Source organism: Pseudoglutamicibacter cumminsii, from assembly GCF_016907775.1.
Taxonomy (GTDB): Bacteria; Actinomycetota; Actinomycetes; order Actinomycetales; family Micrococcaceae; genus Pseudoglutamicibacter; species Pseudoglutamicibacter cumminsii.
Genome location: NZ_JAFBCO010000001.1, coordinates 623,718 through 640,473 on the forward strand (window position 1 = coordinate 623,718; position 16,756 = coordinate 640,473).

The following is a 16,756-nucleotide window of genomic DNA, read 5'->3' on the forward strand; positions in this document are numbered from 1 at the left end:
TCGTGCCGGTCGACACAAGGAGTTAAGGGCCTCACCCCACTGCCGACGAGCCCGAAAGTGTTAAATCACGGGTACTCAATCGCTTCTCGTTCTGGCACGATTGGTGTTGAAGCCCCGGTGGAGCGCTATCTGTTAGAGCAATCTGGCAGGTATTCTCGCCGGGGCATAGATAAATTTCTCGAGTGCTCTGTGTGGAAGAACCATCATTCTCTTGCTACAGCGGTGCCGACACGGTGGTCTTTTAGACAACATGACCGGTTCCGCTGCCCGCCTCGGTGGGAGCGCAGGGTCGGTTCTCGTTTCTTAGCGGTCTTGGATAAGCTTTCTTCTCTGATGGTGATACTTCGCCGAGTTCTTGATTCTGTCGCTGTTTTCGCGGTATAGTGATTACCACTAGTACCGGCTCGCTTGTATCGGTTTCCGAGACAGGTCAGAGCCGGTCTTCATGTTTTTGGAAGCAGGTGGGCTGGTGGTCGATAAACCGTGGGCCAGTATCGATGAGCAGATTAATATTCTCACTCGTCGTGGCCTATTGGATGCCGGTGATTACCGCCGCGAGTTATCTACTGTCGGCTATTACCGGCTTTCGGGATACTCCTACCCGTTGCGTCAGATCGCTCCATCTGATTCGCCGCAACGGCGTTTGGACCATTTCGTTCTCGGTGCACGTATGGGGCATGTGGTAGAGCTGTACGAGTTTGATGAGCGGCTACGCTTGGCTGTGTGGCAGGCGCTATGCAAGCTGGAGGTGTGCCTGCGAGTTGACGTGGGGCACGTGCTGGGTGAGATCGATCCGTTCATTCACCTCGACCTCGAACGGATTTGGCCATCGGGGGCGATGAATCACAGAGCAGCATTCTTTACGCAGAAGCTCACCCAAACACAGTCGCGCTCTACAGAAGATTTCGTCAAGCATTACAACCAGACCCACGACGGTCGTTTGCCGGTGTGGGTGGTTACCGAGATTCTTGAGTTCGGACAACTCGTGACCCTGTTTTCGTTGGCTCCCTTCGAACAGCGTCGTCGCATTGCTGACAAGTACTTGGCACGTGCCGACGAGTTGGAATCGTGGATGCGCACTGCGAATTACATTCGTAACATATGCGCTCACCACGCCAGACTATGGAATAGGCAACTCGTTATCCGTCCACTGGTCAAACACCGCCGCAACGACCAAACGCTATCGGCCGTGACACATTCTTCAGGACGTATGTACACCGCGCTGGTGATCACCGCATTCCTCTTGCGACGAGGAAATTTCACCGCTGAAATACAGGCCATCAGCGACGTCCTAGACAGTTTCCCCACCGAAATTCCTGGCGTCGATCTAACGCACATAGGTGCCAGCCCCAGCTGGAAACAAGATCCCATCTGGACAATCAACAGCTAATCCTTACGGTAATAGGCGCACTCATACCCATCCGCGTCCAACGGCAAACCTTCGGCCCAGGCTGGGAGCGTCGACATAAGAGCACATGCATCAGTCACGGTGAAGCCGGAATTTTCGGGTTCGTCGATGACGATTTCGTCGTGAACATGCATCACAATCTGGTGCCCCGCCTTGGCGACTGCGTGCATGCCAGTGACGAGAAGGTCGCGAGCGATCGCCTGGACGATGTTCTCGACGAGTTTTCCACCGTAGGTTTCTAACTGTCCCCAGCGTCTGGCTGTGGTGGTTCCGGTGTAGGTGACGCTGGTGCCGCCCCAACGGTTCTCACCCAGACGCGGCTGCACATAGGCAAGCCGTCTACCAGAGGGCAGTTCGATGAAGAAAATCCCAGACTCAACGCTAAAGCGCAGGTTGCGTAGCCGGATCGGCTGGCGCGACGAGATCGCAGCGATGGCTGCTTCTTCGACGTCCGCCCAGAGCCCAACGATGTGCGGGTTAGCTTGCCGCCATGCGTCCACGATCGGTTTGAGTTCGTGCTCAGCGAGTCCCATATTGAGGGCTCCCATAGCTTTGAGAGCACCGACCGAGCCGCCATAACCACAGGCGAGCACCGCAATCTTCCCCTTCTGACGAAGCTCACCATTAACGCCGTGCTTTTCGACTGGGACGCCGAACATGCGCGACGCGGTCTCGCAGTAGAGGTCTTTCCCCTCACGAAACGCTTCAAGAGTCGAGGTTTCTCCTGCGAGCCATGCGATAACGCGCGCCTCGATTGCAGAAAAGTCCGCGACAATAAACCTGTGGCCGGTACTAGGGATGAAGGCGGTCCGGATGAGTTGGCTGAGCGTGTCGGGCACGGACTCGTAGAGCAGCTCAAGTGCGTCCAGGTTGCCCGTTCTGACGAGCGTGCGCGCTTGGTCGAGATCAGGCAGGTAATTCCTTGGCAGGTTTTGGACTTGGACGAGGCGTCCGGCGAAGCGCCCGGTACGTCCTGCTCCGTAGAACTGGATGAGCCCACGAGCCCGGCCGTCACTGCCTGCGACGTTTTGCATCGCCTGGTATTTCTTCACCGAAGATTTAGCCAGATCGCCGCGAAGTTCGAGGACTTCCTTCACCGCGCCAGTCGCGGTATCGAGGGCGGCATCGACCTCGGCTTTCGCTAGCGATTCGAGTTCGCAACCTCTGGTGGCAAGCCATTGTTTGAGCTGGATCGGCGAGTTAGGATTGTCCAACCCCGTGAGCTTCTGCGCCCGAGCAAGCGACGCGTTGCGGTGGTGCTCGTCCACGGCAACGGCATTATCGACGAGCGTGTGGTCGAGAAGAATCCCGGCATCATTAATGCGTTGGTCAAGAGCGTAGGTGTCCCATTCGGCCTCGGGCATCGGAAAACAAGCCAGTCTGTCGTGGATGGCGAGCTCGACTTCGACGTCACGCCGGTTGTAGTCGATGAACCGTGCCCACCCGGTTGGGTCAGCTGATGGTGGATTCCTGTGTTTGCCGCCGTTCAGAACTGAGGGTGTGGCGGGTGTGCAGAACTGCTTGATCAGCTTCTTGCCTACTGTGTCTTTTTGGACGTCGAGTTTGAGGACGGTGGCTACTGCGTCGAGGCTCATCGGCAGACCGAGATAAGCCGACCAGATCATGGTGCAGCGCCACTGCCTTGGGCCAAGAAACCCATCAGCGAGAAGCTCTGGATGATGCGCTCGTAGCCAAGCGGACAGGCAGACTCGTTCGAAGGCGGCGTTATGCGCCCACTTCACGACGGATGGATCAACTAAAGCCGCCAGCACCTCGTCGGGCATTGATTGTCCGTTGGCGAGATCCACCATTTCGACTGGACCGCCGTCAATCGAATAGCCGAACAGGAGCAGCTCGAAGTCTGGGTGCTCGGCATACGGGTAAAGACCCGTCTTAGCGAGCTGGACGGGACTGAAAGATTCAATATCGCAGAAGAGTGTTCGCATGACGAGGTTCCTTTCACATAGAGGAAAAGTGGAGGGAACCAACAAGATGTGCTGATTCCCTCCACGTGTGGGGATGGTTAGTTCAGGAAATCGTCATCAGCGGCGAAGACACCGAAGTCGGTCTCAGCGGAAACTCGTCCACCGCCAAGGCTCTCGCCGTCACGGGTCTTTTGGATATTGCCCAGTGCGCAGGCGATGCCTCGGTTGCCGTTTGTGTTGAACGCATAGAAGGACAGGGATACGCGTGCGTAGCAGCCCGAGTACACTTCGGCGCGGTCGAGGATCGGGGCGACGCTCTGATCGACGATCTGCGGAGCGGTCAGGGAGTTGGCGTTGAGGAAGTAGGCACCCTTGTAGGCTTCGTCGTCACGCTCAATATCTCCATCGCGCAGCGGGAGCTTGAGGGCGGCCTTGTTGGGGCGCTTGCCACCAAACTTCCCGATACCTGCTTCGATGGCTACATCCACGGCCTTCTCGATCGCCGCAATCGTGGCAGTATCGGACTTCGGGATAATTAGGGAGACGGAGTACTTCGGTTTGCCTCCCTGGATGGAGTTCGGCTCCCACACGTGTGCGTAGGACAGCCGGACTTCGCCGGTCACAATACGAGTTGTGTTAGTCGTTGACATAATCATTCTTCTTTCTACTAGTTACTTGTTTGGTTGAAAATCGGTGGCAGCACTCACCAGGTCAAGCGCTGGCCGCTTATCGGATGCAGGAACCAACGTGGGTTTTCCTGCAGGCTTGGTCACGAGGTCGCTGAGGATCTCGTTGAAGGCGGGTTTACCCATGAGGCGTTCCATCGCTGTGAGGGTGATGAGCTTGCGGTCATAGATGTCCCTATAGCCAGCCGCCTCAGCCGCTGCAGCGACATCGGTTTCGGAGGTGTATTTGCGTATCGACCGTCCGGCTACGAGCTTGAACCCCTCAAAGACCACGCCCTGGTTGACGGCCTTGGAAAGGGCGTAGGCTTCCACGTCCGACGCCCAGGTTTTGAGCTGTGGAATCCGGGCCAGCACGTCGGCAATCTCGCTGTCGGACAGTTCTGCTGGTGGGACGAACTCGTGCTTTGCAAGGGCGAGGTTGGCTTCCGCTCGCGCCCGACACGTGGGTGCAATCTTGCAGAACTGACACCACGAGCCCGGACAAAACTCGCCCTCGCCAGCCGCTGCCAGCTCAGCCTTCGGCTTCACCTCTGCCTCAGCCCACGCTTCGAGGTCGGCAACAGAGATTTCCCAGGTGTCGACGTTGCCCCGGCGCGGTTGGTAGATCGTCACCGCTACGCGCTCGATGTCGTACAGGTCGCCGAAAGTGTGAAGGGCTCCGAGAGCGTAGAGCATCAACTGGGGATTACGCTCAGCCTCAACCAACACACCTTGCCCGTATTTGAGATCAATGATCTGCAAGGTGGGTTCGGCGATGATCACGCAATCCCCGGTGCCAAAACCTCCCGGAACCACATGGCTGAAATCTAGGCGTTGCTCGATCAGCACCTGCGGATCACCACAGGATTCTTGGGCGATGGAGATGCGTTCTTGGACGAACGCCACATAGTCGTCCGTGAGGATTTCCATCTCGTCATCAACCCAAGTTGAGACTGGCCGCTTCGAGCGCTGCTTCAAAGCGCGACGGAGCTTGTGCTCAGCCAGTGCATGGGCGGCGGTGCCTTGCTCGGCAGCCGCAGACGTGGATTCTGGCTCATCGGATTCGAGGCACGCTGAGGGTGTGCAGTTGAGCCACCTGTAAGCACCAGAAGCTGAGAGGAGTGCGTGATCAGACGGTGCCATCAGCAATCTCCTTCGCTCGATCCAGCAGCCAGCCGAACTTCGCCGGATCCACCGCTGAGAGCTTGTCCGCACCAGCCTCGACGATCAGCTCACGAACCTTTGCCGTGTGACCTTGCGCTGAGAGCTCGGAAAGAAAAGCACGTACTTCTTCCAACGTCACCGTCGGTTCAGGTTCAACCTCTGGCTCGTCCGCAAGTAGTTCTGGCTGGGCGTGCGTGGCTGGGATGGTTTCGAAGGGTTCCTTGATCTGCAGGGCAAGCTCCGGGCGTTCACCAGGCATTCCTGCGTGGTCTTCGAAGCTCTCCTCAACGATCTGCTGAGCCCGCGCAAGCAAATCGGCGAGCGATCGCATCGTCTGGTTTCCATCACGAATGAAGGCGTTAATTTCCGGCATCATCATTTGGATTCACCCGCCTTGAGAGCATCGGCCAGGGCCATGAGGTCGTCATCGGTGTTTTCGGTGATGTCGATCTGCTTGACCGAGTCACCGGGAACGAGAATCATGACTTTGCGTGGGGTACCAAGCAGTAGGCGCATGAGCCGTTCACGCAGCGTCACATTCTTGGTGGCGACGATTCCGGGGTTGTCAGGGATATGCCGGGCAATATGAAGCTTGAGACTATGTCGAGCCATCGGGCTTACCTTTCTTCCTCATTTGCGGGAGCAGCCCGGTTGGCTTCTCCCTTCACCCCACTGCCGACACCGCTCGAAGTGTTAAATCGGGCCTCCTCAACCGCCTGCCGGATCAGCGGTTTTACCTCTGCCACCAGCTGCGATACCCGAGCACGGGTCAACCCCATATCGCGCGCCACCTGCGCCTGATTGAGCTTGTCGGTTGCAAGCAGACGCGTCATCACCTCACGATGCTGCGAATCCAAACCAGCGATGACGTCACGCATCACCTCGAGATCACAGGCACGCTCGACACTGTCCTCGCGTTCGATGACCTGGTCTTCAGCGCTGATACCCGGTGAAGCAGGGTCAAGATCGATCTCGAGCATCTGCTCATACGAAAACGGCTTGTTATTCGGGACGCGGCATCCACGTCGAGGACCGCACCCAGCCCCACACGTACATTTCTTCTTACCCTTGCCGCGATCGGCGCGAACCGCCTGATGCGTGGCCGCTTCTTCTGCGTTCCACAACTCGTCCAGAATCTTCTGCGGTGTGCAGGGCTTAACCTGGTCGAGCGGAACACCAGTAGCGGCGGCGCGTTGCTGGCGGTCGGTTGCGATCATGAGAGCGAACTCGCCAGGGTCAATGTCGAAAGTGTCAGTGATGGACTCGTTCTTGTTGTTATCTGCTTCGTGCTTGAAGGTGACCTTCATCGAAGGATCTCCATTTCTCCGGGAATCCCGGTGATTTGGAGACCTGATCTGTTTGGCTCAGATCACTGGTGAGAACTACTTGGAAGACGACAAAGGCGAGCCACCCCACCCGCCCCTCAGTGAAGAAGGGTTGGGTGCGGTGACCCGCCGAGCGCTCCCAGAGCAGGTCTCACTAGTGATTTGTTTGTCTAACCCCACGGCCTGCACCCGCCATAGGGCTTGCTCATCCGCCAGATGAGCTCCCGAACAATCACGCTCAGGCTTGGAGAACGTCAGTACCGGTGGCCACCAGCACTACCGCCTCCACCCACCCGGCCCGAACTGTGTCGAAACCGAGTGGGCTGTGTACGGCTACTTGCTGCGCTTAGATGGCTTGGTCTGCGCCAACGCTGACGCGGCAACAGACTTCGAGTCCTTGCCATAACGGCCATCGGTCAGAATCTTCGACGCCTTGGACACCACCTTCGCAGACGTCTGCTTACGGTTCCTTCCCATGTGTTTCACCTCCTTCGCCACGATCAGGGCACCCACCACCAGTTGGTGCGTGTTCATGAGCGTTAGCGCGAGTCGGCGTGCGATAATGAGATGACAGTTGTTCGTCTCGTCGGCTCGTGTTTTGCTCACATACTCATCAAACGCTGTGGTTTTGGGACTTCAGATCGTTGAGGGAAGCAAAAACTGGGACTTCTGGGACTAGTTTTGGGACTCGGCATAGAGGAGCGTGACGCATATGGGTTTGCCCGAGTTTTGTCGCGCTGTTTACAAGCGGAAGAGTCCCATCACTAACCAGGCAAAATTCGTCCAAGCCGTATTCCAACACGCTGGCAGTGCAGAGCGGTTAGACGACGAGTACGCACGCAAGATCTTTACCGGGGCAAAACCGATCTCCGAACCGCAATACGAGTCATTTCCTACACAGGTGAGCAAGAAATCGTTGCATGATTTCCTTCTTGCCCACCTGAGGCCCCTCCCAAGCACGAAGCGCACGTTGGATGATCGTTGCCAAGAAGTCGGCAAAGATGCCGGACTGCCCTCAACCCTCACTATCGAACCAGAAGCATTCATTTGGGCACTCACTGACTGGTTTGATGCGATCATCCATGACCCAGACCATTGCGATGTCCTCGAACACTGCTACCGACTTCGCCTTGAAGACCAGGAACCAGAAGAAATAAACCCCGCGCCGCAGCCGCTCTATCAAGGAGATCGCGTCGACGTGACAGAACCGCCCGCACTGCAAAAACACAAGCCAGGATTTTGGACCGAGTTCACTCACACCTGGACATTGCGCAACGTGGGCAGCATCAACTGGACCAACCGGACACTCATCTGTACGAATCCAACAGACCCGCGACTACGACCCGTCGGCACCACGCAAATCAGCATTCCTGACAGCCCACCGGCGACAGCGAAGTTCATCAAGATTTCTTGCACGTTTCGGGCGCAAGGCTATGAAGGTGCTGCCTCAAGCCACTGGGAAATGCATAACGCGGATGGCGAGAACTGCTTTCCACAAGAAGGCACGACCTTCAATGTCGATGCCACAGTTATTAACCCGGATCTTCACGCGATAAGGCAGGAACGATGAGCGAAGCTGAATTAGAAAACTGGGTCACCATGAAAGAAGCGCAAACTCACCTCGGGGTGCGCCGGGAAACCATCACGAAATGGATAACAACCCATAATCTCCCTGCCTATAAAGTCGGCAGGGTCTGGAAGTTCAAACTCTCAGAAATCGACGAATGGGTCCGCACCGGTCAAGCCGCAGAAGAACCACATCCCAACAACCCTCACGAGCCTAAGGAGGAACGCTAATGCCAGAACTGAACTGGGTCGGCAAAGACAAGGTGATCACCCACCACCTCGACGTTCCCTACCGCGTCCTCGACCGCCAATACTCCTACAACGAGCACGGGCAACATCAGGAGGATAACGGCTCCCAGAACATGATTATTCACGGTGACAACCTCGAAGCCCTCAAAGCGCTCCTGCCTCGCTATGAAGGAAAAGTCGACTGTATCTACATCGATCCTCCCTATAACACAGGCAACGAAGGCTGGATCTACAACGACGCCGTCAACGACCCACGAATCAAGAAATGGCTCGGTGAAGTCGTCGGCAAAGAAGGCGAAGACCTCTCCCGCCATGACAAGTGGTTGTGCATGATGTACCCGCGCCTGCGCCTGCTGCAGCGGCTGCTTGCACCGACTGGTGCTATTTTTATTTCGATCGACGACAATGAGGCTGCCCACCTGAAGGCTATGTGTGACGAGATCTTTGGGGCTCGTTGTTTCGTGGCTGATATTTCGTGGCAGCGCACCTATTCGACCCGTAACGATTCCAAAGGAATCCCTGCCGAGGTTGAGCACTTATTCGCGTTCTCCAAACAGCCCGACTGGAACCCCAACAAGCTCGAACGCACAGCCGAAATGGATGATAAGTACAGTAATCCTGACGGCGATAGGACTGCTTGGACGAGCTCAGATGCATTCGCTCCGGGAGCAGCTACACACCAGGGCATGGTCTACGCGATTCAACACCCATTTACGGGAGCAATGATCTATCCGGGCACTGGGAATTGTTGGCGTTATGAACAACCGGAGATGTTCCGCATATTTTCTGGTTGGACTGCCTATGAGTTGAAGGATCTCGATGACGCTGCGAAGCGCGCACGGGTGTGTGGCGTACCTGCTGATGAAGTGAAGCCCGGCGTTTTGGGTCTCGTATTAGCGAAACCGTTGGAGGAAGCTCAAGCCGATGCGCGCGCAGTGTATGAACGCGGCCAGTGGCCTCGCTTCTACTTCACCAAAGGCGGCGAAGGTGGCGTCCGTCGCAAGACATACCTCGATAGTGTGGGTGGGCTGCTACCGACGAACTTCTGGCCATACGAGGTTGCCGGTCATACGGATGAGGCGAAGAAGGAGATCCGTGCGATCTTTGACGGCCGTGTCGCGTTTGATACTCCGAAGCCAACCCGGCTCATCGAACGGATCTTGAAGATCGCAACTAAACCGGGGGACATCGTCCTCGACTCATTTGCGGGGTCTGGTACGACGGGCCATGCAGTGCTCAACGTCAACAAGTCCGATAAAGGCGAGCGTTCATTTATCCTTGTCGAGCTAGGTGATTATGCCGACTCGGTGACTGCTGAGCGTGTCCGTCGCGCGATCACTGGCTACAAGGGCGAGTCAGAAGAATCGATCACGCTGTACGAGCACAAGCTCACGTTGACGGCGATGAAGAAAGCCGACGGCCTGCTCGCCGAGGCAAACAAAATCTACCAGGAAGCTCAGGGCAAGTACACCAAGGTCTCCCGCCCGAAGATCACCACGAAAGTGACAGGTAAATCGGGTAGCTCCTATCTACAAGTTGTCGCCACACAGTCTCACGACCATGACGTTTCGGGTACGGGAGGTGACTTCTCCTTCTATGAGCTTGGCGCGCCGCTTCTTGTTGAGGGCGATTTGAATCCCAATGTTCCTCTTGAGCGGGTCCGTGAGTATGTGTGGTTCACCGAAACGGGGCAGCCGTTTTCGAATCCGCCCAGTGCCCATCCGTATTTCCTGGGTCGGCATGAGGATGCGTCGTTGTTTTTCGTGTATGAGCCGGATCGTGTGACGAGTTTGGATCGTGGCTATCTGGCTTCTATCCCGATCGAGTGTGCGGCTAGTTCGTATGTGATTTATGCCGATACCTGTTTGTTGTCGGATGAGGAGCTGCGCTCGCTGAATATCACGTTCAAGAAGATCCCTCGGGATATCACCCGTCTCTAAGGAGTGTTGGTCATGGAGTTGAAGAAGTATCAAAACCGGGTGATTGCCGATCTGGAGGATTACCTCACCCAGCTTAACGAGCAGCCCACTCTGAGCGAGGCTTTCAAGATGTTTTGGGAGTCTCGCCAGATTGAGGTTGGCACCCTGCAGATGCCGGGCTACCAGAATGTGATCGATGGTGTTCCGCACGTGTGTTACAAGGTCCCAACTGGTGGTGGGAAGACGTTTTTGGCGTGTGCGTCGGTGAAGCCGATTTTTGAGGCTTTGCCGCCGACGCGGAAACAGGCTGTGGTGTGGCTGGTGCCGTCGGATTCGATTTTGACGCAGACGTTGGCGGCGTTGAAGAATTCCTCGCACCCGTATCGGCAGAAGTTGAATACTGATTTTGGTGGCCGGGTTGAGGTGTATTCGAAGGAAGAGCTGCTGGCGGGGCAGAATTTCAGCCCGTCGACGGTGGCTGAGCAGTTGTCGGTGATGGTGCTCTCGTATGACTCGTTCCGCTCACGGACAAAGGACGGGCGCAAGGCATACCAGGCCAATGGGAATCTGGCGTCGTTCTCGACTGCGTTTGGTGCCCCGGAGCAGCTGATCGAGAACGCGGATGAGACGGCTTTGTTTCAGGTGATTAACCAGTTGAATCCGGTGGTGATCGTGGATGAGTCGCATCACGCGACGAGCACGTTAAGCCAAGAGATGCTCACGAATTTTAACCCAGCGTTCATTCTTGATTTGACCGCGACCCCGAAGCGGCAAGCGAACGTGATCTCGTATGTGGATGCGCTCTCGCTCAAGAACGAGAGCATGGTTAAACTTCCGGTCATTGCGTATAACCGGTCCTCGCAAAAGGATGTTGTTACGGATGCGATCGATCTTCGCCGTTCTCTAGAGGTCGCCGCTACACAGCAGTATGAGAATGGTGGCGCTTATATTCGCCCGATCGTGTTGTTCCAGGCTCAGCCGAAGACGAGCGAGGATGCGACTTCGTTTGAGCGGCTGCGTGACAAGCTGGTTAAGGCTGGTATTCCTGCAGAGCAGATCGCGATCAAGACCGCCGACGTAAACGAGCTCAAGGGCGTGGATCTGCTCAGCGAGGAGTGTCCGATCAGGTTCATCATCACCGTGAACGCGTTGAAGGAAGGTTGGGACTGCCCCTTCGCCTACATTCTGGCGTCGTTGGCGAACAAAACCAGCCAGGTTGATGTTGAACAGATCCTTGGCCGTGTTCTGCGCCAACCCCACGCGAAGAAGCAGCCGAATACGTTGTTAAACATGAGTTACGTGTTGACCTCCTCGAACGATTTCGGCGTCACGCTCAAACAGATCGTTGCAGGGCTCAACAGTGCCGGATTCTCCAAGCGCGACTTCCGTACAGCCGATCAAGTAGCTTTCGACTTCACTGGTGCGAACCAGTCCAGCAAACCTGCCCCTACGTCGTCAGACTCAGTGGAAGGTATGGACGTTGAAGAGTTTCTGGAGTTCGATGAAGAACAGGTTGCAGCGGATTTAGATGCGCGAGAAGAATCCGCTAGTTCACCAGAGCCTTCGCCGGATCTGACGGTTGCTTCGATGATCGAGCAGGCGGCTCAGCAGGGTGCGGACTATGAGCAGGAGGCCGAAGAAGCCGCCCAGATGGGTGAGGGCTTCGTGCCTTCGGATTTGGAGGATGCTGTGGACACGAGCTTCGTGAACCCCGAATTCGCTGACGAGATCGAAACCCTTCGCCTTCCCCAATTCGTCATCCAAGAGCCTGGATCAGCATTGTTCCCGACCGCTCATGAGGGATACAACGAGCTCAAGCACGAGGCGCTAGCCGGTGACTTCGACTTGGCTACGAAAGACATCGATATCGACTTGTCGACGGCCGATGAGCAGATGTACAAGATTGACGTGCGAAAAGACTCAGAGGTTCCTAAAGCCTTCCGGATGTCGAGTACCGACCAGAAATTCATGCGCGAACACTTCTCGAAACTGAGCATCGAAGGACAAAAACGTAACACGGCTGAAGCGATCTACCAACGGATCAAACCGATCAATTCGATCACTGACTCTGACCTGCGGGCATACATCGTGCGGACGGTTGAGGCCTTCGGCACCGAGCAGCTGCTGACCTATCAAGAGCACCCGCATGCGGTAGCAAGCAAGGTCAAACAGAAAATTGACGGTCTTTTGGAAGCGCACAAGGTCAAGCGGTTCTATGAGGACATCGAGACCCGACGCGTTGATGTTCAACAACTCTATGCGTTCCCGAAAGCGATCCAGCCCATTCATGCTTCCTCCCTGATTGGCGGCTCCCTGTATGGGGCCGAAGACAAGATGAATGGCTTTGAGCTCGAACTCGCTGGTCGCTTCTCTGGAATGGACAACGTTCGCTGGTGGCACCGTGTCATTGAACGCAAGGGCTTTTGTCTCAATGGTCCGTTCAACCACTACCCAGATTTTGTCGTGATGACCGCTAGCGGCACCATCGTGGTTGTCGAGACCAAGGGTGAGCATTTGAAGAACGACGATTCTAACCGCAAGATTAGGCTCGGGCGGGCGTGGGCGAACATGTCTGGCAATGGCTATCGCTACTACATGGTCTTCGAAGATGGCGTCACTCCACCGGACGGGGCGGTTACTTTGTCGGAGCTCGTGCGTATCCTCGAAAAGCTGTAGGCGGGAAGGACACCTTTTGGGAGAATACGAGATGGCACAGGCGACAATCACATCAACGCTGCGCGGTGACACGTTTGCGTCCACGTTCACCGAGGTGGCGCATTCGAACACGTTAGGTCTTCGAAACGACGAACAGTTACGCCTGTTCCATCTGTCTGTCCAAAACAACCGCTTCGACCACACAGCCCTCGTCAAGTTCCTCAAACGAAACGTTGGACGCTACGTCTTCTCGCGCGCCGAATACGAAGGCTATAAGCAGCGAGACGATCTCGAAGAAGTCGCTCTCGACGCTGTGAGCCGGATGCGTTCACAACAAGACGGCATGGGGCTGGGCGAAATCTTGCTCTACGTCCTGCTCGAACAAATTCTCGAAGCACCCAAAGTGCTGAGCAAGATCGAGCTCAACCAGGCCCGAGGCCAGATCCACAGCCGCTGCGACGCCATCCACCTGCTCACACCAGACGGTCAGCGAACCACCAGCAGTATCGTGTTTGGAACCTCCAGCGTGGTCGGCAACATTGGGGATGCCATCACTGCAGCATTCGACCGCGTCGTAGACATCGAGCAGAACCGCTCAGACGAGGTTCAGCTCGCTGAGAATACCGTGTTCACCAAGACCCTCGACGCAGCGACCGCAGGCTACGTGAAGGATCTGTTGATCCCGAAGCCGGGTGGGGCACCCGGGTTCGATACCGCTTATTCGATGTTTCTGGGTTACGACATTGGTCTAGATCCGAAAAACTATGGCAATCAGCAGTATCGGTCTGCGCTCGATCAGAAAATGCAGGGAGATATCGCCGCGCACGCCCAAATGATCGCCAACGAGATCAACACCCGAAACCTAGATAACTACTCGTTCTACATTTACGTTTTGCCCCTCAATGAAGTAGACGTTGACGCGGTCGCAATCATGGATGGGCTCGTGGGCGGGCAAGGTGGTAGCCATGTCTGACAAGCAAGTAACAGTCGGCGATCTCGTATTTGCCGACATCGACTCCAACGAATTCCTCAAACAGCTGTACGCCAACCTGCTCCACAACTACGGCTTACATCGATTAGGGCTGGCGAATCGTCAACCATACGACGTGGATCTTGAAGCAGCGCTGCGGTTCGCTGACCTGCTCTCGAAATCAACCCACCCCACCAACCGTGACCAGCATAGGGTATGGGCGCAAGAAATCGCGCTCCTCTGCCACATCCTGTATCCGAATGATCCCCGCACGAAAGCATACGTTCCTGCAATCTTCACCACGCTAGGCAACTACCCAGGCCTGAAGCAGCTGGGCGTGACTTCCGATGCAGGCATCCTCGACGCCGCATTCAACGCCTACCAAGCCGAATACCTCACCGTACCCGGTGATAGGTCGATGAAGTTCTTCGCGCCGCAAAAGAAAATCTACGACCGCCTGAACGACGGCAAGTTTTCCTTCTCAGCCCCAACATCCTTGGGCAAGTCCTTCATCATGCGCACCTTCATCACCAACCAGATCAAATCCGGGGTGAAGGCCAACTTTGCGATCATCGTGCCGTCAAAAGCGCTGATCAACGAGACGCGCTCGAAACTGATCGCTGACCTTGGCGAAGACCTAGAACGACACAACTACCGAATCGTCAGTGCTGCAGGTGACATCGTGCTCGAAGGCGATCACAACTTCATCTTCGTACTCACCCCAGAACGCCTGCTTTACCTTCTGATCGGCAAACCTGCGATCGAATTCGAGTACGTCTTTTTCGACGAATCACACAAACTCTCAGGCAAGAACAGCCGCGCCCCGTTCTACTACCAAACCGTGACAATCCTTCAACACCGCCACAAGCCACCACACTTCGTCTTCGCTTCACCCAACATTCCCAACCCAGAGGTATTCCTAAGGCTGGTTGATCCAAACTCTGACGAAAATGAAACCAACGCGGTCGTAACCCAGTATTCGCCAGTCGCACAGTTCAAATACCTCGTCAACCTGCACGAAAACACCATTTCCAGTTACAACGACCACACCCAAGAATTCACGCACCTAGCCTCACTTCAAGCTCAGGACGCTACCGTACAGGGCATAACCCGATTTGTTAGTGAATCATCACGAGGTTCAGATCACCGTGGGCAAACCATCGTGTTTCATTCTGCCCGACATCACGCAGTGCAAGCGGCACGTGACTATGCCCAGGGTTTGGCAGACCTCAACGATAAAGACTTGGACGCTCTCGCAAAAGACATCGAACGCGACGTCCACGAGGACTACTACCTCAGCGATCTCATCCGTAGAGGCGTCAGCTACCACATCGGCTACCTCCCGCCAGCGATCCGCGAACGCATCGAAGGCCTGTTCCGCGAAGGCAAAATCTCGACACTATTCTGCACCAGCACGCTCCTCGAAGGAGTCAACCTTCCCGCCGACAACCTCGTCATCACAACCAACAAAATCGGCAGAGCAGGAATGACAACAGTCGACTTCAAGAACCTGATCGGCCGAGTCGGGCGTATCGAGTTCAACCTCTACGGCAACGTATTCATCATCGTGGGCAACCAACTTGCATCCGAGCAAAAGGCAAAGGAACTCCTGCAAGCGAACGTTCCTGCACAGAAGCTATCCGTGCAAACCGACTCACAAATTATCAGCAAGAAAATGAAGCAAGGAGTCGTTGCTGATCTTCAAGAAGGACAGATTGAGTTCGCCAAGGGAGATGAAAGCTACGAGCGCTACAACATGAAGCGCAAATTCGGACTCATGCTCTTACGCGACATCACCACAGGACGTCAAAGCCTGGTGCGTGAAGAATTCTCCGACTACCTCGACGACCAAACCATCAGCCAAATCCGCGAATCCTTCGCGCAAAGAGAAGGGCAACAAGACGACGACATCAACGTATCTGTCGACCAAGCAGAATCCTTAACTCAAGCTGTCCGAGCCGGACTCAAATACCCGCGCATCTCTCCAGACGGGAAGTTCAACTACGACGAAACTCTCGCGTTTCTCCAAAGGCTCGCCTCAATCTTCAAATGGCGCGTCTACGACCCCGAAACACTCGGAAAAACAGATAAGTACAGCAACCAACTCACGATGCTGCGCTGGTACACCGTATTACTCACACAATGGATGGAAGGTCACGGACTCCGTTCGATCATGAACCGTGCCCTCCAGTACCGCCTGCAACAAGGAACGCTCTACATCAAAGGGCAAGGAGAGATCCGTTACGAGAACACGCTCCAGCACCGCAACATCGTCATCAGTGAAATCCTGAAAGTTCTTGAAGACGTCATCCTCTTCAGCCTGTCGAACTACTTCCTCAAATTCTCCAACGAATACAAGAAGGTCCACGGAGTAGAGCAGTTCGACAACGACTGGTACGAATACGTCGAGTACGGCACGACGAAACAGAAAACCATCCTTCTCCAACGGCTGGGATTCACCCGCGAGAGCGCCACCTACATTCGAACCAACGTTTCCAATGCAATCTTCCTTCACGAAGGAAAGCCCCACCTGAACCCGATTCTTCTCGAAAGCTCGAACATCAACGTCCGCAAAGAAGCCAACGAAATCAGATACAACGTGCCAGAAGCCTTCTCGATGCCAGATTTTATGTTCTAGCCCCCGCACTAGGTACCCGCTAACGCAAGCACTCGCCCAGATCCCCTTGGCTTCAAACGGACGCCACCCCAGTGGGCGTTACAGCGACGACCGTCGGATCGCCAAACCTCCAGCGAAGTAGCGAGCAGCCCCAGAAACAGCAAAACCCCTGTTCAAAAGGGGTTCAAGGGCTCAAGCGGCTTTTATCATTTTCGACGTCTAAGTATCTCTTCAGTGCCGGCTTATCGAAGCCGGCCTTGCGTTAGTCTAGCCCGCCGCTGGATGGGTCAGAG

Annotated in this window: 14 protein-coding genes; 7 read left to right on the forward strand and 7 right to left on the reverse strand. The window is 55.5% G+C overall.

The genetic code is table 11. From position 1 onward, the window contains the following. Positions 1 to 445 precede the first annotated feature (445 nt). The gene (locus tag JOD50_RS02885; RefSeq protein ID WP_036324253.1) at positions 446 to 1,390 is read left to right on the forward strand and encodes an Abi family protein; all 945 of its coding nucleotides are present in this window, start codon (positions 446 to 448) and stop codon (positions 1,388 to 1,390) included. On the opposite strand, the gene JOD50_RS02890 is transcribed toward JOD50_RS02885, so the two are convergent. The 7 genes from JOD50_RS02890 to JOD50_RS02920 all read right to left on the reverse strand — a co-directional run bounded on the left by JOD50_RS02890 (position 1,387) and on the right by JOD50_RS02920 (position 6,964). Further along, entirely contained in the window at positions 1,387 to 3,354 is a 1,968-nt protein-coding gene (locus JOD50_RS02890; RefSeq protein ID WP_204880336.1) for a DNA polymerase, read from the reverse strand. The two genes, JOD50_RS02885 and JOD50_RS02890, sit on opposite strands and share 4 nt — an antisense overlap. A 77-nt stretch (positions 3,355 to 3,431) precedes the next feature. Beyond that, positions 3,432 to 3,983, reverse strand: coding sequence for a DUF2815 family protein (locus JOD50_RS02895; RefSeq protein WP_024330642.1), 552 nt, complete (start codon positions 3,981 to 3,983; stop codon positions 3,432 to 3,434). Between the two features lie 21 nt (positions 3,984 to 4,004). Next, entirely contained in the window at positions 4,005 to 5,141 is a 1,137-nt protein-coding gene (locus tag JOD50_RS02900; RefSeq protein ID WP_204880337.1) for a DUF2800 domain-containing protein, read from the reverse strand. Further along, a complete protein-coding gene (locus JOD50_RS02905; RefSeq protein ID WP_024330644.1) occupies positions 5,128 to 5,541 on the reverse strand; it encodes a hypothetical protein in 414 nt (137 codons plus the stop codon). Before JOD50_RS02905 ends, JOD50_RS02900 begins: the two co-directional genes overlap by 14 nt. After that, complete coding sequence (locus JOD50_RS02910) at positions 5,538 to 5,774, reverse strand: hypothetical protein (protein WP_024330645.1); 237 nt, start codon at positions 5,772 to 5,774, stop codon at positions 5,538 to 5,540. The genes JOD50_RS02905 and JOD50_RS02910 overlap by 4 nt, the downstream gene beginning before the upstream one ends. A gap of 5 nt (positions 5,775 to 5,779) precedes the next feature. Further along, complete coding sequence (locus tag JOD50_RS02915; RefSeq protein ID WP_204880338.1) at positions 5,780 to 6,469, reverse strand: sigma factor-like helix-turn-helix DNA-binding protein; 690 nt, start codon at positions 6,467 to 6,469, stop codon at positions 5,780 to 5,782. A 351-nt stretch (positions 6,470 to 6,820) separates the two neighbouring features. After that, the gene (locus JOD50_RS02920; RefSeq protein ID WP_204880339.1) at positions 6,821 to 6,964 is read right to left on the reverse strand and encodes a hypothetical protein; all 144 of its coding nucleotides are present in this window, start codon (positions 6,962 to 6,964) and stop codon (positions 6,821 to 6,823) included. 235 nt (positions 6,965 to 7,199) lie between these two features. Between JOD50_RS02920 and JOD50_RS02925 the strand changes: the two genes are divergently transcribed. Genes JOD50_RS02925 through JOD50_RS02950 form a run of 6 tightly spaced genes read left to right on the forward strand, consistent with a single transcriptional unit; the run spans position 7,200 to position 16,484 of the window. Further along, positions 7,200 to 8,057, forward strand: coding sequence for an NBR1-Ig-like domain-containing protein (locus tag JOD50_RS02925; protein ID WP_204880340.1), 858 nt, complete (start codon positions 7,200 to 7,202; stop codon positions 8,055 to 8,057). Continuing rightward, the gene (locus JOD50_RS02930) at positions 8,054 to 8,284 is read left to right on the forward strand and encodes a helix-turn-helix domain-containing protein (RefSeq protein WP_058237393.1); all 231 of its coding nucleotides are present in this window, start codon (positions 8,054 to 8,056) and stop codon (positions 8,282 to 8,284) included. The genes JOD50_RS02925 and JOD50_RS02930 overlap by 4 nt, the downstream gene beginning before the upstream one ends. Continuing rightward, positions 8,284 to 10,242: a site-specific DNA-methyltransferase gene (locus tag JOD50_RS02935; RefSeq protein ID WP_071129488.1), complete on the forward strand. Its 1,959-nt coding sequence runs from the start codon at positions 8,284 to 8,286 to the stop codon at positions 10,240 to 10,242. The genes JOD50_RS02930 and JOD50_RS02935 overlap by 1 nt, the downstream gene beginning before the upstream one ends. A 12-nt stretch (positions 10,243 to 10,254) precedes the next feature. Next, the gene (locus tag JOD50_RS02940) at positions 10,255 to 12,897 is read left to right on the forward strand and encodes a DEAD/DEAH box helicase family protein (RefSeq protein WP_102216789.1); all 2,643 of its coding nucleotides are present in this window, start codon (positions 10,255 to 10,257) and stop codon (positions 12,895 to 12,897) included. 31 nt (positions 12,898 to 12,928) lie between these two features. Continuing rightward, a complete protein-coding gene (locus tag JOD50_RS02945; RefSeq protein ID WP_062613102.1) occupies positions 12,929 to 13,849 on the forward strand; it encodes a HamA C-terminal domain-containing protein in 921 nt (306 codons plus the stop codon). Continuing rightward, the gene (locus JOD50_RS02950) at positions 13,842 to 16,484 is read left to right on the forward strand and encodes a DEAD/DEAH box helicase (protein WP_204880341.1); all 2,643 of its coding nucleotides are present in this window, start codon (positions 13,842 to 13,844) and stop codon (positions 16,482 to 16,484) included. The genes JOD50_RS02945 and JOD50_RS02950 overlap by 8 nt, the downstream gene beginning before the upstream one ends. Positions 16,485 to 16,756: the final 272 nt, after the last annotated feature.